15 protein-coding genes are annotated in these 14,757 nt (G+C 71.6%); 8 read left to right on the top strand and 7 right to left on the bottom strand.

Going from position 1 to position 14,757, the window contains the following annotated elements:
- Positions 1-118: 118 nt before the first annotated feature.
- From ACQKQD_RS30650 to ACQKQD_RS30640, 3 genes are all read right to left on the bottom strand, one after another.
- Positions 119-1,507: a deoxyribodipyrimidine photo-lyase gene (locus ACQKQD_RS30650; RefSeq protein WP_427510494.1), complete on the bottom strand. Its 1,389-nt coding sequence runs from the start codon at positions 1,505-1,507 to the stop codon at positions 119-121.
- Positions 1,508-2,102: 595 nt separating this feature from the next.
- Complete coding sequence (locus tag ACQKQD_RS30645; protein ID WP_427510493.1) at positions 2,103-3,515, bottom strand: phosphatase PAP2 family protein; 1,413 nt, start codon at positions 3,513-3,515, stop codon at positions 2,103-2,105.
- 136 nt (positions 3,516-3,651) lie between these two features.
- Positions 3,652-4,785 carry a TRAP transporter substrate-binding protein gene (locus tag ACQKQD_RS30640; RefSeq protein ID WP_244435295.1) on the bottom strand — a complete coding sequence of 378 codons (1,134 nt, stop codon included), beginning with the start codon at positions 4,783-4,785 and terminating at the stop codon, positions 3,652-3,654.
- A 147-nt stretch (positions 4,786-4,932) separates the two neighbouring features.
- Here ACQKQD_RS30640 and ACQKQD_RS30635 point away from each other — a divergent pair, with 147 nt between their 5' ends.
- Complete coding sequence (locus ACQKQD_RS30635) at positions 4,933-5,502, top strand: tyrosine phosphatase family protein (protein ID WP_427510492.1); 570 nt, start codon at positions 4,933-4,935, stop codon at positions 5,500-5,502.
- A 24-nt stretch (positions 5,503-5,526) separates the two neighbouring features.
- On the opposite strand, the gene ACQKQD_RS30630 is transcribed toward ACQKQD_RS30635, so the two are convergent.
- The 4 genes from ACQKQD_RS30630 to ACQKQD_RS30615 all read right to left on the bottom strand — a co-directional run bounded on the left by ACQKQD_RS30630 (position 5,527) and on the right by ACQKQD_RS30615 (position 8,971).
- Positions 5,527-6,663 (bottom strand): branched-chain amino acid ABC transporter substrate-binding protein, encoded by a 1,137-nt coding sequence (locus ACQKQD_RS30630; protein ID WP_026604861.1) that lies wholly within the window; start codon positions 6,661-6,663, stop codon positions 5,527-5,529.
- A gap of 150 nt (positions 6,664-6,813) precedes the next feature.
- Positions 6,814-7,983, bottom strand: a complete 1,170-nt coding sequence (locus ACQKQD_RS30625; RefSeq protein WP_132367117.1) for a polysaccharide biosynthesis/export family protein — start codon at positions 7,981-7,983, stop codon at positions 6,814-6,816.
- 261 nt (positions 7,984-8,244) lie between these two features.
- Positions 8,245-8,493: a hypothetical protein gene (locus ACQKQD_RS30620; protein ID WP_132367116.1), complete on the bottom strand. Its 249-nt coding sequence runs from the start codon at positions 8,491-8,493 to the stop codon at positions 8,245-8,247.
- Between the two features lie 181 nt (positions 8,494-8,674).
- Positions 8,675-8,971, bottom strand: a complete 297-nt coding sequence (locus ACQKQD_RS30615; protein WP_427510491.1) for a DUF3072 domain-containing protein — start codon at positions 8,969-8,971, stop codon at positions 8,675-8,677.
- Positions 8,972-9,145: 174 nt separating this feature from the next.
- On the opposite strand from ACQKQD_RS30615, the gene ACQKQD_RS30610 reads away from it, so the two are divergent.
- The 7 genes from ACQKQD_RS30610 to ACQKQD_RS30580 all read left to right on the top strand — a co-directional run bounded on the left by ACQKQD_RS30610 (position 9,146) and on the right by ACQKQD_RS30580 (position 14,755).
- Positions 9,146-9,712, top strand: coding sequence for a gluconokinase (locus ACQKQD_RS30610; protein ID WP_427510502.1), 567 nt, complete (start codon positions 9,146-9,148; stop codon positions 9,710-9,712).
- A gap of 4 nt (positions 9,713-9,716) precedes the next feature.
- Positions 9,717-10,538, top strand: a complete 822-nt coding sequence (locus ACQKQD_RS30605) for a Cof-type HAD-IIB family hydrolase (RefSeq protein WP_427510490.1) — start codon at positions 9,717-9,719, stop codon at positions 10,536-10,538.
- A 168-nt stretch (positions 10,539-10,706) separates the two neighbouring features.
- Positions 10,707-11,669, top strand: a complete 963-nt coding sequence (locus ACQKQD_RS30600; RefSeq protein WP_427510489.1) for a lytic transglycosylase domain-containing protein — start codon at positions 10,707-10,709, stop codon at positions 11,667-11,669.
- 343 nt (positions 11,670-12,012) lie between these two features.
- A complete protein-coding gene (locus tag ACQKQD_RS30595; RefSeq protein WP_020095664.1) occupies positions 12,013-12,894 on the top strand; it encodes a helix-turn-helix transcriptional regulator in 882 nt (293 codons plus the stop codon).
- 226 nt (positions 12,895-13,120) lie between these two features.
- On the top strand, positions 13,121-13,972 hold the full coding sequence (cysE, locus tag ACQKQD_RS30590) for a serine O-acetyltransferase (protein WP_091684043.1): 852 nt from the start codon (positions 13,121-13,123) through the stop codon (positions 13,970-13,972).
- Positions 13,973-14,063: 91 nt separating this feature from the next.
- Positions 14,064-14,279: a DUF3126 family protein gene (locus tag ACQKQD_RS30585; RefSeq protein WP_007565940.1), complete on the top strand. Its 216-nt coding sequence runs from the start codon at positions 14,064-14,066 to the stop codon at positions 14,277-14,279.
- A gap of 146 nt (positions 14,280-14,425) precedes the next feature.
- Complete coding sequence (locus tag ACQKQD_RS30580) at positions 14,426-14,755, top strand: DUF6949 family protein (protein ID WP_020095662.1); 330 nt, start codon at positions 14,426-14,428, stop codon at positions 14,753-14,755.
- The last annotated feature ends 2 nt before the right edge of the window (positions 14,756-14,757 follow it).

Below are 14,757 nucleotides of genomic sequence, written 5' to 3'. Positions count from 1 at the left end.
GCGAGACGACTGAGCCTCCGCGAAGACAAGCGTCGCAATACGCTGCCGCCCGGTCCGGTCATCGTGCGACGATTGCGAGGATACCGAAGCGCCCCAGCGGCCGCGCGGCCGTCCCGCCTCAGCCCTCGGCGGCGCAGAGCTTCTCCACCGCCCGCACATAAGCCTTGGCGTCGAACTTCTTGAGCGAGTTCTCGCTCTGATAGCGGACCGTGCCGAAGATCTCGCGCTTCTGCCAGGGCCGGTCGTGCAGGCCGTACACCCAGGCGACGTTGGTGAAGGAGTTCGGATCGCGCCCGTCGAGGAAGTAGCGGTTGTTCAGGCGGAGCGTCCGCGCGAAGCCCTCCTCGGGCGACGGGGACCATTCGAGGATCTTCTTGCCCCAGTACATCCGCAGCTGGTTGTGCATGTAGCCGGTCTCGCGCATCTCGCGCATCGCGGCGTTCCAGTAGCGGTCGTGGGTCTCGCCGGCGGCGAGCTGCGCCTCCGAGTAGGCGTGGGGGCGCTCGTCCTTCGCGTGCTCGGCCAGGGTCTTGCGCGCCCAGTCCGGCACGGCCCTGTCGTAGGCGTCGTAGCCCTCCGTGTAGAAGACGTGGTTCATGGCGAGCTCGCGTCGGACGATCAGCTCCTCCAGGTAGGCGCCGCGGTCGTCGGCATCGCCGACCTTGGCCTCCCGCACCGCCAGGGCGATCTCCACCGGCGAGATCTGCCCGAAATGCAGGTAGGGGCTCATGTGCGAGGCGGCGGCCGCCTCCGGCATGTTGCGCCCCGCGCCGTAGCCCGAGAACCCGTCCTTCAGGAACGCCTTCAGGCGCTTGCGGGCCTGCGTCTCGCCACCCGTGAAGCGCTTCACCGGGCCGACCTCCCGGTCGAGGGTCATCCCGGCGAGCACCGCCTCCGGATCGGAGACGTCGATCGCGCTCTTCAGCGTCAGGCGATCGGCCGCGCGCTTCACCCGGCGGGGTTTCAGCGCCGCGAGGAACGGGTCCCACAGCCGGTTCAGCTTCGGCCTCAGCGTCCGGGCGGCGTACTCGTGCTTCGGCGAGGCCGTCTCGACCGGCACGACGACGTCGCCCTCGACCTGGACGATCCGCGTCTTCACCGACTTGGCGATCTCCCGGTACCAGCCCTTCTGGATCGCGAGGTAGCCGCGGTCGAGCACGAGGAGCGCGGCGTCCTCGGCGAGGGCGATGGCGATCTCGGCGGGCGAGCACTTGCGCATGACGAAGCCGATCCCGCGCTTCTCCAGGCCTGCCTTCGCATCCGCGAGACCCTGGAGCAGGAAGGCATAGTGCCGGGCATTGGCCTCGGGAAAGCCGCTCGCGCCGTCCAGCAGGCCGAAGCAGGCGACGACCGGCAGATCGAGGCGGTTTCCCTCCTCGATGGCGAGTTCGAGAGCCGGATTGAACGTCGCCCGGTTGGCCTGCTGCAGGAGATACAGGACGTAGGCGCCGTCTTCGCGCGGCTCGACATCGTTGAGGATCCGGATCCGTTCGCCCTGGATCGCCATGCTCACCTGCTCCTTGCTTGGCGCGCCGCGCCGGAACCTTGGCCGGAGAAGGTAGAGCGGGCGGGATTTTCGTCCGTCCGGACCGGACGGATGAAAAGCCGCAGTCGAGGCGACGGGCCGAACTCTGACTCCAGCCGCCAAAACCCCGCCTCATCAGGGACTTGCACGGCGATCGATCGGCCCCGCCCGCGACAATGCAGGTTTCGATCGCGCTCGACGGCCTGCGACATTTTCAACACAGGCGGGAAGCGACGCGTGCGCGAGCGCACGAAAGGACAGCCCTGCTGTCCTGACGCTCTTGAATTTTCCGTCGAGGAGCGCAGATTGTGCAGCGCGGGAAGGCGATGGCGTCGCCCTTCCGCAGCCCTTCTTGGGCGTTTCCTCCCTAGACTTCGGGCCGCTCCTTCGGGAGTGGCCTTTTTTCTGTCCGGAGCAGGCGCGGGCCCCGGTACGGCCCTTCCACGGGCGCGTTGAGGGGCAGCGCGCTTCCCGCGCAGGCGGGGCGCCCGGGGCGCGACGGACCCCTCTCCGGCGGCCCTGCCTCTCTCGGAGATCCGCGCCGCCGGCGATCCGACAGGCCCTCGGCCACGGCGTGTCAGCGCGTCGCGCTGGACCCCGCCCGGCTCGCCGCCAGCGCCGCGGCCTTGCCGCCCGCCGTGTAGAGGTCGAGGCGCGCGTAGACGCCGAATTCCGAGCCGTCGTCGAGGAAACCGCCGCCCGGCCCCTGCGTCTCGGTGAGGATCGCGTTGGCCTCGTCGAGCGTCAGCGCCGGGAAGGCCGCGGTCAGCAGGTGGCCGGCCTCCGGCGCGACCTTGCCCACGTCCTCCCGCCGGCCGGCGGTGTCCGGATGCACCACGGGCAGGCCGTAGGTCTGGGTCGCCGCGTAGAAGGCGGCGTTGGCGGCCGCGTCCTTGAACCGGCCGGTATCCTTCGCCGCGCAGGCCGAGACCGCGTCGCCGCAGCCGGCCTTCAGCGCCTCGGTCATCGCCGCGCGGGCCTCCGTCAGGAGCGCCCGGTAATCCGTCACGCCGACCGTCCTGTCGGCCTCGGCGGACGCCTTGTCGAGAACGGCCGGGTTCTTCCGGATCTGGCCGACATAGGCCGGATCGTTGGCGAGCAGGTGCGCGAGGGCGTGCAGCGAGGTCGCCCGGCCGCCCAGCACGTCCATGGCGTAGTGCGCCCCGACGATGATCCGGTCGTTGCCGTACTCGGCGGCGCGGGCGACCATCTGCTGGTAGCGCTCGGGCACGAGGAGCGCGAGCACCATGGACTCGGTGTAGCCGTAGGTGGTGTGCCCGCTCGGGTAGGACGGGCTGTTCACGAGGTCCTGCGAGGGGCCGCGCAGCCAGTCGAGGCTGTCAGACGCGTCACCGAAATAGTCCTTGCCGCGATAAGAGAGGAGGCGTGGCAGGGTCTGGAACGGCCGCGAATTGCCGTAGCGGTCGGCGCCGGGGCTCCCGGCCGGCCGGTCGTAGGCCTTGCCGAACACGTCGGTGACGGCGCCGTTCGACAGGATCGCGGCGGCCTCGTCCGAGACCGGATGCTTGCCGTTGGTCGTGGCGTTGGCGAAGAAGTACTTGCCGGAATTCGAATCCGACTTGGTCACGTTGTTGGTGTAGCCGATCAGGTTGGCGACCGCCGGCGCGATGCTGGTGAAGGTCTTGTAGTCGCTGTAGGTCGCCTTGGCGTGGTAGGCCTGGGCCAGCGTGGTGCCGAGGCCGTCGGCGAGGTTGGCGGCGTTGCCGTCGGTGATGAAGCAGTCCCGGAGGGCGAGCTGCTGCTGCTCGGGGAACGGCAGGAGCGTCGGCTGCTTCAGCGCGCCGCTCTGGATGTCGCCGGTGACCCGCAGGTTCGCGTCGAGCGCCGCCTTGCCGTCGGGGGTCAACTGCAGCCGGGCCACCGGGACCAGCCCGCGCAGGGCCGACAGGTTGGCGGCCGACTGTGCAAAGGCCTGGAGGGGCAGCGCCGCCCCGAGCAGAGCCAATCCGACCCGCAGCGTCCCGAACATGCAGCCCTCCCCTCGCGGATGCCGTGCCGGACGCTAGAGCCGTTCCCGATCGCGTGGCAATCGGGCGCGGCCCCGACGTCCCCATCTTTGAAGCGCCCCCGGGGCGCCGCGCCGGCCTCCCGCGGCGGCGCGCGCCTCAGCCCCGCGCCCGGGCGCGGATCATGAAGTTGTCGTAGGTGTACTCTGCCACCTGGAACCAGAGGTACTCCTCGTTGCGGAAGGTCCGCATCGCCTCGTAGACGCGGCGGAAATCGGCGTTCTTGGCGGCGATCTCGGCGTAGACGTCATTGGCGTTCTTGAGGGCGGCCTCCATGACGTCCTGGGGGAACGGCCGCAGCTGCGCGCCCCCGGCCACCAGCCGGCGCAGGGCCTGCGGGTTGCGGGCGTCGTACTTGGCCTGGACGTCGGCGCCGACCTCGGCCGCCGCGGCCCGAAGGATCCCCTGGTAGGATTTCGGCAGCGCCTTCCACTTCTCGGCGTTGAACCAGAAGTGCAGCAGGGCGCCGCCCTCCCAGAAGCCGGGATAATGGTAGATCGGCGCGACCTTCTGCAGGCCGAGCCGCTCGTCGTCGTAGGGCCCGATCCACTCGGCGGCGTCGAGCTTCTTGCTCTCCAGGGCCGCGTAGATCTCCGGGCCCGGCACCGCCTGCGGCTGGACGCCGAACTTGGCGAGCACCTGGCCGCCCATGCCGCCGATCCGGAACTTCAGGCCCTGCAGGTCCGCGAGGGTCTTGATCTCGCGACGGAACCAGCCGCCCATCTGGGCGCCGGTGTTGCCGCCCGGCAGGCAGACCAGCCCGGCCTTGGCGAAGACCTCGGCGAAGAGTTCGGCGGCGCCGCCCGCCTGCCACCACGCGGCGGCGCCCCGGGCGTTGAGGCCGAAGGGCACCGCGGTGGCCAGCGCGAAGGTCGGATCCTTGGCCATGCCGAGGGTCGCAGGACCGTGTCCCATCTCGACGGTGCCGGCGGCCACGGCGTCGAGCAGGCCCTCGGCCGGGACCGGCTCGCCGGGGCCCTGGACCTGGATCTGGAAGCGCCCGTCGGTGGCCTCCGCGACGATCCGGCTGAGCGCCTCGGGGGCGCCGTACAGGATGTCGAGGGTCTTCGGGTAGGCGGAGGACAGGCGCCAGCGCAGCTCCGGGGCGGACTCGGCCCGGGCCGGCGCGGCGAGCGGCCCGGTCAGGGCCGCGGCGGCGCCGAGGCCGGCGGTCAGCACGCTGCGGCGCCGCGTCCCGGCCGCGGGGGATCGCGCGAGGTGAGGTTCGTCCAACGGCATCTCGTCCGAGCAGGTCCGACCCGTCCGGGCCGGATCGGGGGTCGCAGGTAGCACGTGCGTGCCGGTTCTCGAAAGCCGTGGGCCGCCCGGGCAGTTCCGTGGCGCCTCGAAACCGGACCGTGCCCGTGCTAGGCGCCCGGGATGCGAACCGAGCCCGCCGTCACCCTGCACACCGTCTGCGGCCTGGAGGAACTGGCCGGCCACGGCGCGCGCGGCGTGAGCCACGTCCTGTCGCTGCTCGATCCCGGCACGCCGGAGCCCGCGGCCTTCACCGCCTACGGCGCCCACGCCCGCACGACCCTCCGGTTCCACGACTGCCTCGGCCCGGGCGACGGTCTCGTCCCGCCCGAGCCGGAGCACGTCGCGGCGATCCTGGATTTCGGGCGGGCGCTCGACGGGGCCGGCCATCTCCTGGTCCACTGCCATTACGGCCTGTCGCGCTCCACGGCGGCGCTGCTGACCCTGTTCGCGCAGGCCGAGCCGGACGCGTCCGCCGCCGCCCTGGTGGAGCGGCTCCACGCCCTGCGCGAGCCGGCTTGGCCGAACGCGCGCATGATCGGCTACGCCGACGTGATGCTCGGGCGGGACGGGGAACTCAGCGCGGCGGTGCGGCGGCTGCACGCCCTGCAATTGCGGGTCCGCCCGCATCTGGCAGAGCTGCTGCGCGGCCTCGGCCGCGGCGCGGAGGTCGAGGCCGCAGAGACCTTGTGAGGTTGTCTGTGCGGGGTCCGCCCCTCACTTGCCGGCCGGCGTGAAGCTCCCGTCCTTCCACACGTAGAGCACGTAGCCCTGGGCGGTGACGTCGCCCTTGGCATCGAAGCCGACGGTGCCGAGCACGAGATCGAAGCGCTCGGTGTGCAGGGCCTGCGCGATCGGCCTCGGCTCGGTGGAGTGGGCGAAGTTGCCGGCCGCCACCAGCGCCTGCATGGCTGCGTACCCGTAGATCGTCGAGCCCGTGGGATCGACGCCCTCGGCCTTGAAGGCCTTCACGACGGCCGCGGCGGCGGGCTGCCGGCTCGGGTCGAGGTAGAAGGTCATCAGCACGCCGTTGCTGGCCGATCCGGCGATCTTGGCGAAGTCCGGCGTGGCGATGGCCGAGGTACCGAACCATTGCGGCCGGAAGCCCCGGTCCGCCGCGATCTTCACGAGGCGGCCCATCTCGGCGGCGTCGCCGCCGTAGTAGACGACCTCGATCCCCGCGCCCTTGAGGCGGTCGACCAGGGCGGCGTCGTCGGCGTCGCTCGGCGAGAACGACAGGAACAGCGCCTCGTTCACGCCGATGCGGTTGAGGTTGTCCTTGGTGGCGGCGGCGAGGCTGCGCGCCGCCGGCGTCTGGTCCTGGATCAGCGCGATCTTCCGGTCGCGGAACCGCTCGGCCAGCACGGCGGCGGACAGGCGCGCCTGGTCGTCGTCGCGGCCGCAGACCCGGAAGATGTTCGGCAGCCCTCGGTCGGTGAGCCGGGCCGCCACCGAGGCCGCGGTGATCATCACCACCCCGTTCTGGGCGTAGATGTCGGAGGCCGCGATGGAGGCGTTGGAGCAGACATGGCCGACGACGAGACGGACGTTCGACCGGACGAAGTGGTTGGCCACCGCCATGGCGGTGTTCGAGTCGCAGGCATCGTCCTGCACGTCGAGGGTCACGGGCTGGCCGTCGAGGCCACCCATGGCGTTGGCGTCCCGGGCGGCGGCCTCGACGCCGCGCAGAACCTGCTCGCCGACCGCCACGTAGGGACCAGACCGCGGAACCGCGACGCCGACCACCACGTCGGCCACCGCTTGGGTGGCGGGCAGGAGCGCGAGACACAGGCTCAGGGCGATCAGCGCGGGCCGGAGCGGCCCGTGGGCGGGGACGAAACGTCCGATCTTCATCGGGCTCTTCTGGGCATCCTTGCGCGACACGTCGGCGCGACGGCGGATGCGGCTCCGTAGCCTCGATCCCGCCCCGCACCCAGTGCCCATACGCGAGGACGCGGCGAAACGCGATTTTTTTCCGCGGCGGTCCTGTCGACGACTTGGTCCCTACTTGGCGTAGGCGTAGGCCGTCGCGGCGGATGCGACCGGTCCGGTGACGCCGTTGAAGGCGGTGAGGACCTTCTGGACCTCGGTGAAGGGGGCGTTCGACACGTAGATCAGGTCGCGGTTGCGCATCCGGAACGCCTGGGACACGAACAGGCTGTTGGGGTCGCGCATGTCGATCCGGTAGACCACCGGCACCAGAGGCGTGCCCAGAAGCTTCGAGCCGGGGCTGAGCCGGCGCACGACGCTGGCCGGCTCGAACCGGAAGATGAACGTCCCGGCCGGGTCGGCGGCGAAGTCCGACAGGCCGCGCGCCTTGGCCAGCGCCTGCGCCAGCGTGATGCCGTCGGCCTGGAACGGCAGCTCGGTGCTGTTGCCCAGCGCGCCCACCGCGATGAAGGTCTGCGGGTCGCGCACCAGCGTCAGCACGTCGTTGGGCCGCAGGTAGATGTTCTCCCTGGGGTTCGACACCACCGTGGTCAGCGGCACGGTCGCGGTCACCGGCCCGCGCGAGAGCCGCACGAAGGTCTCGTTGACCGGCGCGCGGTTGCCGCCGGCGGCGGCGATGACGTCGAGGATGCGGTCGCCGTGGCCCGAGAGCGGCAGGCGGGCGCCGGCGGCGCCCTCGCCGGTGACGGTGACGGCCTGGGAGATCGGGCGGGTGACCGAGACCAGCACCTGGGGCTGGATGGCCTTGCCGGCGAGCTCGTTCTCGATGAGCGCCTGGACGTCCTGGGTGCGGCGGCCGGCGACCTTGATGCGGCCGGCATAGGGCACCGAGATGGCGCCGTCGCGCCCGACGGGCTGCTCGGGGATGAGGGCGGACTTGGATCCGGCGGAGAAGCGGTCGGCGACGAGGGGTCCGGAGAACAGGCCGCCGGATCCGGCTTCCCAGACGGAGACCGAGACCATGTCGCCGATGCCGATCACCGGCTCGGAGGAGGGGCGATGGTCGCCGAAGGAGGCGAGCAGGCTGTCGAGGGGGCGGCCGCGCAGGGCCTCGACCACGGAGGGGGTGACGTCGATGATCTCGTAGCGGGCAAGGATCCCGCCGTCGGCCGTGGCGACCTCGGCCCCGGCCTGGATCGCGCTCGCCGTCGGACCCGCCGCGGGCAGGTACGTGCAGCCCGACATCGCCGTGACGGCGAGCAGGACGAGGGGAAGTTTGCGCATCCAGATGTTGCCCATCGGTATTGCCGAGCCCGTGCCTAGCCCATAGCGGCCCAGGTGTCCGTAGCGGGTGAGCCACACTCCGCCCGCCACGACCGAGACTGCTAAGTCATCCTCGTTAAGCACAGCTTTTTCGGGGCACAGGGACGACGAATGCCGGGCGCAGCGCGCGCTGCTGAAATATCGGGACACAAATCCGGGCGCTGTCGACGGTAACGGGTCGCCCCATCGACTCCAGGGCCGCACGGCCCCGGCGCGATCCGCTCACTGACCCTGGGTCACCGCCGCGGTGATGTCGCCGTAGACGGCGCTGACGCGGGACACGTAGTAGCGGATGCTGCCGACCGCGACGAGGAAGATCAGGCCCCCGAGCAGGGCGTACTCGGTCGCGGTGGATCCGCGGACGTCGCGGGCGAAGCGCGCGGCCGCGACAGGGATCCGATCCGTCAGGGCGGCCGCCGCCCGGGATCGCACCGCGCGCCGCCCCGCCCCGTCGCCGCCCGGCTCATCCATAGTCGAACGCGCCTTCCCGTCCCGCCGTCCGCGTGGCCTCACGCGCTCGGAAGGCTGTTACCGGCCCGCGCTTGCCGCCGGCTTAACGAAGTGTCTGAAACAGGGCATCGGGCTGATTCCGGGCGGGATATGCACCGCGCCGCGCGGCGGGCGCGCCCGGCGAGGGCGCGCCCGCGACGGCTCAGGCGTGGCCGGCCTTGTGGCGCAGGTCGTCGATCCGCTTGGAGGCCTCGGCCTTGTCGAGGTCGGGATCGAACGCCTTCGGCTCCTTCGCCTCCTCGGAGAGCGTCTTCAGGTAGGAGGCCTGCGCGCCGGTCATCGGCTCGCCGCCGGTGGTCCACTGGTCCGGATCCTTGATCTGGTTCGACACGTCCTTCGGGTCGGTCTTGGGGTTCTCCGGCGCGTTCTGGTGCGCATCCTGGCGCGCTCCGGAATCCCGATCGGCCTTCGACGTCGCCTTCGCGGTGGTGGCAGCCATGCGACTCATGTTCCCTAAATGTTCGCGTTCTGGGTCGTCAACGCGGCCCGCGCCGCGACGGTTCCTGCCGACACGGCGGCAACGTCGGGCGCGGCGATCTTCCCTTCCGCGCGCGCGCTCCGCATGATCGTGACGCGCGGCGCCCCGGCGCGCCTCGGAGCCACGGTGGTCCGGATGACGTCCCAATCAGACTCGCCATTCGATGCCGGGACGGCCGCTCAGGTGCTCGTGGTCATGGGCGTCTCGGGGTCCGGGAAGAGCACCGTGGCGGCGCTGATCGCCGAGAAGCTCGGCTGGATCTTCGTGGACGGCGACAGCTTCCACGCGCCGGAGCACGTGGCGAAGATGCACGCGGGCCACGCCCTCGACGACGCGGACCGCGCGCCGTGGCTAGCCCGGATCGCGACTTGGATCCAGCAGCGCCTCGACGCCGGCGAGTCCGGCGTGGTGGTCTGCTCGGCGCTCCGGCGCGCGTACCGGGACGTCCTCACCCGGGGCAGCCGGCGGGTCCGCATCGTCTACCTCGACGGCGACAAGGCTCTGATCGCGCGGCGTCTCGCGGAACGCCAGGGTCACTTCATGTCGCCGCATCTCCTGGACAGCCAGTTCGCGACCCTCGAGGTCCCGGGCCCCGACGAGCACCCGATCACCGTCGGGATCCTCGAGCCGCCCGAGGCGATTGCCGACCGGGTCGTGGCGGAACTCGCCACCGCGGCGCGCCGGGATCCGGGTGGAGAGTGACGCGATGACTGCAGGAACCGGCAAGGCCGCGGGGATCGCCCTGGTGATCTCGGACGTCGACGGCACCCTGGTCACCGGGGACAAGCGCCTGACGGCAGCGACGGTGGCGGCCGTCCGCCGCCTGCGCGCGGCCGGGATCGGCTTCAGCATCGCCTCGGCGCGGCCGCCGATCGGGCTGCGGAGCCTCGTGGCGGAGCTCGGCCTCGACCTGCCGATGGGGGCCTTCAACGGCGCGAGCGTCGTCCGGCCGGACCTGTCGATCATCGAGGAGCGGACCATCCCGGAGCCGGCGGCCCGGGCGGCCCTCGACCGGCTCCTGGCCGAGGGGCTGGACGTCTGGGTCTTCGCCGACGGCGCGTGGTGCCTGCGCGACCCGGACGGTCCCTACACCGACCTGGAGCGCCGCACGATCGACGCGGAGCCCCGGGTCGTGCCGGATCTCGGAACGCTCATGGGTACGGCCGCCAAGATCGTCGGCGTCAGCCGCGACCACGCCCATCTCGCGGCCTGCGAGACGCGAATCGCGGCGGCGCTGGCCGGCCGGGCCACCGTCCACCGCTCGCAGAAGTACTATCTCGACGTGACGCCGCCCGATCTCGACAAGGGTCGCTTCGTCGCCTGGATGAGCGCGCATCTCGCCATCCCGCGCGAGCGGATCGCCACGTTCGGCGATGCCGGGAACGATCGCCCGATGTTCGCGCAGAGCGGCTACTCCGTGGCGATGGGCAATGCCGAGGCGAGCGTCCAGGCGGCGGCCAGCGCGGTCACGGACAGCAACGACGCCGACGGGTTCGCCCGCGCGGTCGAGCGCTTCATCCTTCCCTGACCGGCTCCCCAGACCGGCCGACCGCGTCCGCGCGCCGCCCTGTGGCGCGCGGATCACAAGCACGCCCGTCGCCCCGGCCGCCCACAGGCTGCCGAACGGGGGCCGCTTTCCGGCCTCATTTCCCCGTGACCTAGCTTGACTACAGAACAAGCAGCACCGGGTCTCGGAATGCATCGCCTCATCCTGGCCGCCGTCCTCGCGGTCGCGCCCGCCGCCGCCTTCGGGCAGGGCGCGCGCGACAATATCGACGCGTTGATCGAGCAGCAGGCGAAGGCGAACGGCGTTCCGGCGAGCTTCGTGCACGCCGTGGTCAAGCGCGAGAGCAACTACAATCCGCGGGCGAAGGGCGGCAGCGCCCTGGGTCTCATGCAGATCAAGCACGCGACCGCGCGCGGCATGGGCTACACCGGCGACGCCGCCGGCCTGTACGATCCGGAGACCAACCTGCGCTATGGCGTGGCCTATCTGGCGGGCGCCTACCGCACGGCCAAGGGCAACGTCGCCCAGGCCTACCAGTACTACAACCGCGGCTACTACTACGCCGCCAAGCGCCAGGGCATCTCCACCGAGGTCGCCTCGGTGGTCGCCCCCGTGGCGGCGTCGGCCAGCGCCCTCGCGAGCCTGTTCGGCGGCGGCGTCGCCGACTCCAAACCCAACCCCGCGGCCGCCCTGGCCTACGCGCCGACGGCCGCCGCCGTGGCGGAGGTTCCGACCGAGACCGTCGAGGTGCCGCTGCCGCCGCGTCGGCCCGCCGCCCTGGCCGGCGCCGCGGTCGAACTCGCCAGCCTCTCCATCGACCCGGCCGCAGGCGCGACCCCGGCCGCCCCGCAGGCCGCCTCGGTTCCCGCCGTGGAGGTGCCGCTGCCGCCGCGCCGACCCACCGCACTCGGGAGCGCGGAGGCCTCGCCGGCGCAGATAGCGGAACTCCGGCTCTCGCCGCAGCCCGCGGCGGCCGCCACCCCGATGACCCCCGCGGCCGCTTCGGCACCGGCCACCGAGGCGGCAGTCGAGGCGGTCGAGGTGCCGCTGCCGCCGCGCCGTCCGTCGCTCCAGATGCTCGCCGCCGCGACGCCGCGGCGCGCTCCGGCCGCCGCGCCGGTGCGCGAGGCCACGGCCCTGCCGGTCGAGTAGCGCGCCCTCTCCGGCGCGGGTGCAGACCGCCGATCGCCCGCCCGGCCGGGCCTTCTGCCCACACAAGGATCATGCCCAAGGCTTGACCATCGGGTCGATCCGCAACACATAGGCGCCACGCCAGCAACGTGGTTGGATCGTTACGGTACGGACCGGCGCCGCGAGATAGCGGCCGTACGCGGGTGGCGCACGACGGATCTCAGGGCAGGAAACGCCGGTCTACACGCGCACGTTCTCAGGCAGCTTCCTGTCTGGCGGAACGCCATAGCGCAATGGATCTCGAAGCGGCAGGCATGCAGGGCACGGACTCTGCTTTCGAGCTGGCAGGAAAGCGGACGGCGCCATGACCGGCGTGGAACAGGAATCTCTCTTTCTCACGGACCTCGGGCGACGCGTCAGGCACGCGCGCACCGTGCGCGGGCTGTCGCGCAAGGTTCTATCGCAGACCTCGGGCCTGTCCGAGCGCTACATCGCGCAGCTAGAGGGCGGCCAGGGCAACGTCTCGATCATCCTGCTGCGGCGGGTGGCGAACGCCATGGGTGTGCGGCTGGACGACCTGATCACCGGCAACGACGCGCTGCCCGACTGGCCCGTGGTGCGCGACCTCCTCGCCCAGGCGAGCCCGGCCCAGATCGTCGCCGCCAAGGAGGCCCTGTCCGGCGGTAGTCGGCCCGAATCGAGCAACCGGCCGCGTGTGGCGTTGACCGGACTGCGCGGCGCCGGCAAGTCGACCCTCGGCAAGCTCGCGGCCGAGCGCCTCGGCTGGACCTTCGTGGAGCTCAACGCCGAGATCGAGCGGGAGAACGCCCTCTCGGTCCAGGAGATCTTCGCGATCTACGGCCAGGAAGGCTACCGCCGGCTCGAGCAGGCGGCCTTGCGGCGCCTGACCGAGCATCCCGGGCCGCTGATCCTCGCGACGAGCGGCGGCATCGTCGCGGAACCGCTGACCTACGATCTGCTCCTCCAGGCGTTCTACACCATCTGGCTGCGCGCCCGGCCGGAGGAGCATATGAGCCGCGTCCGCGAGCAGGGACACCTCGCCACGACGGGCGACCACGCCTCCGCGATGCAGGAGCTGCGCGCCGTGCTGGCGAGCCGCGAGCCGCTCTACGCCCGGGCCCCGGCGACGGTGGACACCTCCAACATCCCTGTCCAGACGATGCTGGACCGCCTGACGGCGGCGATCGAGGCGCGGTTCGGGCAGGGCGTGCCGCTGGCGGACTGACCCGCCCGCGTTCGCTGACAGCCATGCGACCGATGCGACCCCCGGGCCGCGCCGGCCCTTGATCGCCGCGGTGCAGCGCACCACGCTAGGGCAGTACCCGCGGTCCGTCGCCGCCGCTGCCGTCTCTCCGGGCGGGACAACCACCCCGCTCGAGCGGGCGCTGAACCGGCCCCGCCCTACGCGCGACCGGCAGACCCTGCGAAGTCCCGGACATGAGCATCCGACTATGAGCGCCAGTCCTGCCTTCACTCACCCATCGCATGACCTCGCGGTCGTCGACCCGGTCTGGTCGCGGTTGCGGGACGAGGCGGAGGATGTCCTGCGGACCGAGCCGCAGCTCGCCTCCTTCATCGTCGCCACCATCCTGAACCACACCACGCTGGAAGGCGCGGTCTCCCACCGGGTCGCGGCGCGGCTCGGGCACCCGTCGCTCCCGGCCGAACTCGTCGCCCACGCCTTCCACGAGGCGATCACGGTCGATCCCGAAATCGGCCAGGCGTTCCGCGCCGATATTGGCGCGGTGATCGACCGGGATCCGGCGACGCTCCGGGCCCTCGAACCGGTCCTGTACTTCAAGGGCTTCCACGCCCTGCAGGCCTACCGCCTCGCCCACCATGTCTGGAACCGCGGTCGGCGCGACCTCGCCCTCTACCTCCAGAGCCGGGTCTCGGAGGTGTTCCAGTGCGACATCCATCCGGCGGCGCGGATCGGTCGGGGCGTCTTCCTCGACCACGCCACCGGCCTCGTGGTCGGGTCGACCGCGGTGATCGAGGACGACGTGTCGATCCTCCACGCCGTGACCCTGGGCGGCACCGGCAAGCAGCGCGGCGACCGCCACCCCAAGATCCGCCGCGGCGTGATGATCGGCGCCGGCGCCAAGATCCTGGGCAACATCGAGGTCGGGGCCTGCGCCCGGGTGGCGGCGGGCTCGGTGGTGCTGCGGCCGGTACCGCCGAACACGACGGTCGTCGGCGTGCCGGCGCGCGTGGTCGGCACCGCCGGCTGCGACGATCCGGCCCGGGCGATGGACCAGCTCGTCGCCCTCGATCAGTTCATCCACCTGGGCGACGGGATCTGACCCGGGGCCGTCGCGCTTGCCGCTCCGCCCGCGGCGTGGCAAGCCCTCGGCCCATCCGCGGCGCCAGCGCCGCCAGGGGAGATCGACCAGCGTGACCAAAGCCGAGACCGCGAAGCTTCAGGACTATCTGCGCCGCAAGTTCGCGAACAACAATATCCGCCTCACCGCGATGAAGACCGGCGACTCCGCCGAGGTGTTCATCGGCGAGGAGTCGATCGGCGTGATCGCCGACGACAAGGAGGACGGCGACGATTCCTTCGTCTTCCGGATGGCGATCCTCGACATCGATCTCGAGGAAGAGGCCTGAGGCCCCGCGCTCCGGCCGGACCCGCGTCTCGGATCGGGTCCCGCCGGCCGCACCTGTGCACGGATTAACGCTAACAAAGACTCGTGCTTAACAACCGGTAAACGGCGTGAGTACAGTGCGCGCAACCTGTATCAGGAGCGCGAATAATGGTCCTCACGCCCGTCGCCCTCGAGTCGATCCGGACCCTCTGCATCGGACTGGCGCTGTCCGGCCTGATCGCCAGCGCCTTCGAGCTGTTCGCGGCGCGGCGGGCGAGCTTCAGCCTGCTGGAGCGCGGTGGTCTGCCGGCGGTCGCCGCCCTGCCGATGCTGGCCTTCTCGGCGCCGTTCATCATCCTGCGCAACACGGTGCGCGGCCGGCGGATCGAGGGGCGCCCGATCCCGTTCGTGATGCTGGCGACGGTCATCGCGTGCGGCTGGAGCCTGCTCTCCGGCCGCGTCGCCCTCGACCTCGCCGCGATGCTGGTCGGCGCCTGACC

This window comes from Methylobacterium sp. NPDC080182 (assembly GCF_050281105.1).
Lineage (GTDB): Bacteria > Pseudomonadota > Alphaproteobacteria > Rhizobiales > Beijerinckiaceae > Methylobacterium.
This window is presented reverse-complemented; position numbering and strand designations above follow the sequence as displayed.

Coding starts and splice junctions, on each gene's coding strand:
- ACQKQD_RS30595 (WP_020095664.1), top strand. CDS start 12,013: ATGACCGGCGTGGAACAGGAATCTCTCTTTCTCACGGACCTCGGGCGA.
- ACQKQD_RS30580 (WP_020095662.1), top strand. CDS start 14,426: ATGGTCCTCACGCCCGTCGCCCTCGAGTCGATCCGGACCCTCTGCATC.
- ACQKQD_RS30615 (WP_427510491.1), bottom strand. CDS start 8,971: ATGGCTGCCACCACCGCGAAGGCGACGTCGAAGGCCGATCGGGATTCC.
- ACQKQD_RS30600 (WP_427510489.1), top strand. CDS start 10,707: ATGCATCGCCTCATCCTGGCCGCCGTCCTCGCGGTCGCGCCCGCCGCC.
- ACQKQD_RS30620 (WP_132367116.1), bottom strand. CDS start 8,493: ATGGATGAGCCGGGCGGCGACGGGGCGGGGCGGCGCGCGGTGCGATCC.
- ACQKQD_RS30625 (WP_132367117.1), bottom strand. CDS start 7,983: ATGCGCAAACTTCCCCTCGTCCTGCTCGCCGTCACGGCGATGTCGGGC.
- ACQKQD_RS30635 (WP_427510492.1), top strand. CDS start 4,933: ATGCGAACCGAGCCCGCCGTCACCCTGCACACCGTCTGCGGCCTGGAG.
- ACQKQD_RS30630 (WP_026604861.1), bottom strand. CDS start 6,663: ATGAAGATCGGACGTTTCGTCCCCGCCCACGGGCCGCTCCGGCCCGCG.
- ACQKQD_RS30605 (WP_427510490.1), top strand. CDS start 9,717: ATGACTGCAGGAACCGGCAAGGCCGCGGGGATCGCCCTGGTGATCTCG.
- ACQKQD_RS30610 (WP_427510502.1), top strand. CDS start 9,146: ATGACGTCCCAATCAGACTCGCCATTCGATGCCGGGACGGCCGCTCAG.
- ACQKQD_RS30650 (WP_427510494.1), bottom strand. CDS start 1,507: ATGGCGATCCAGGGCGAACGGATCCGGATCCTCAACGATGTCGAGCCG.
- ACQKQD_RS30645 (WP_427510493.1), bottom strand. CDS start 3,515: ATGTTCGGGACGCTGCGGGTCGGATTGGCTCTGCTCGGGGCGGCGCTG.
- cysE (WP_091684043.1), top strand. CDS start 13,121: ATGAGCGCCAGTCCTGCCTTCACTCACCCATCGCATGACCTCGCGGTC.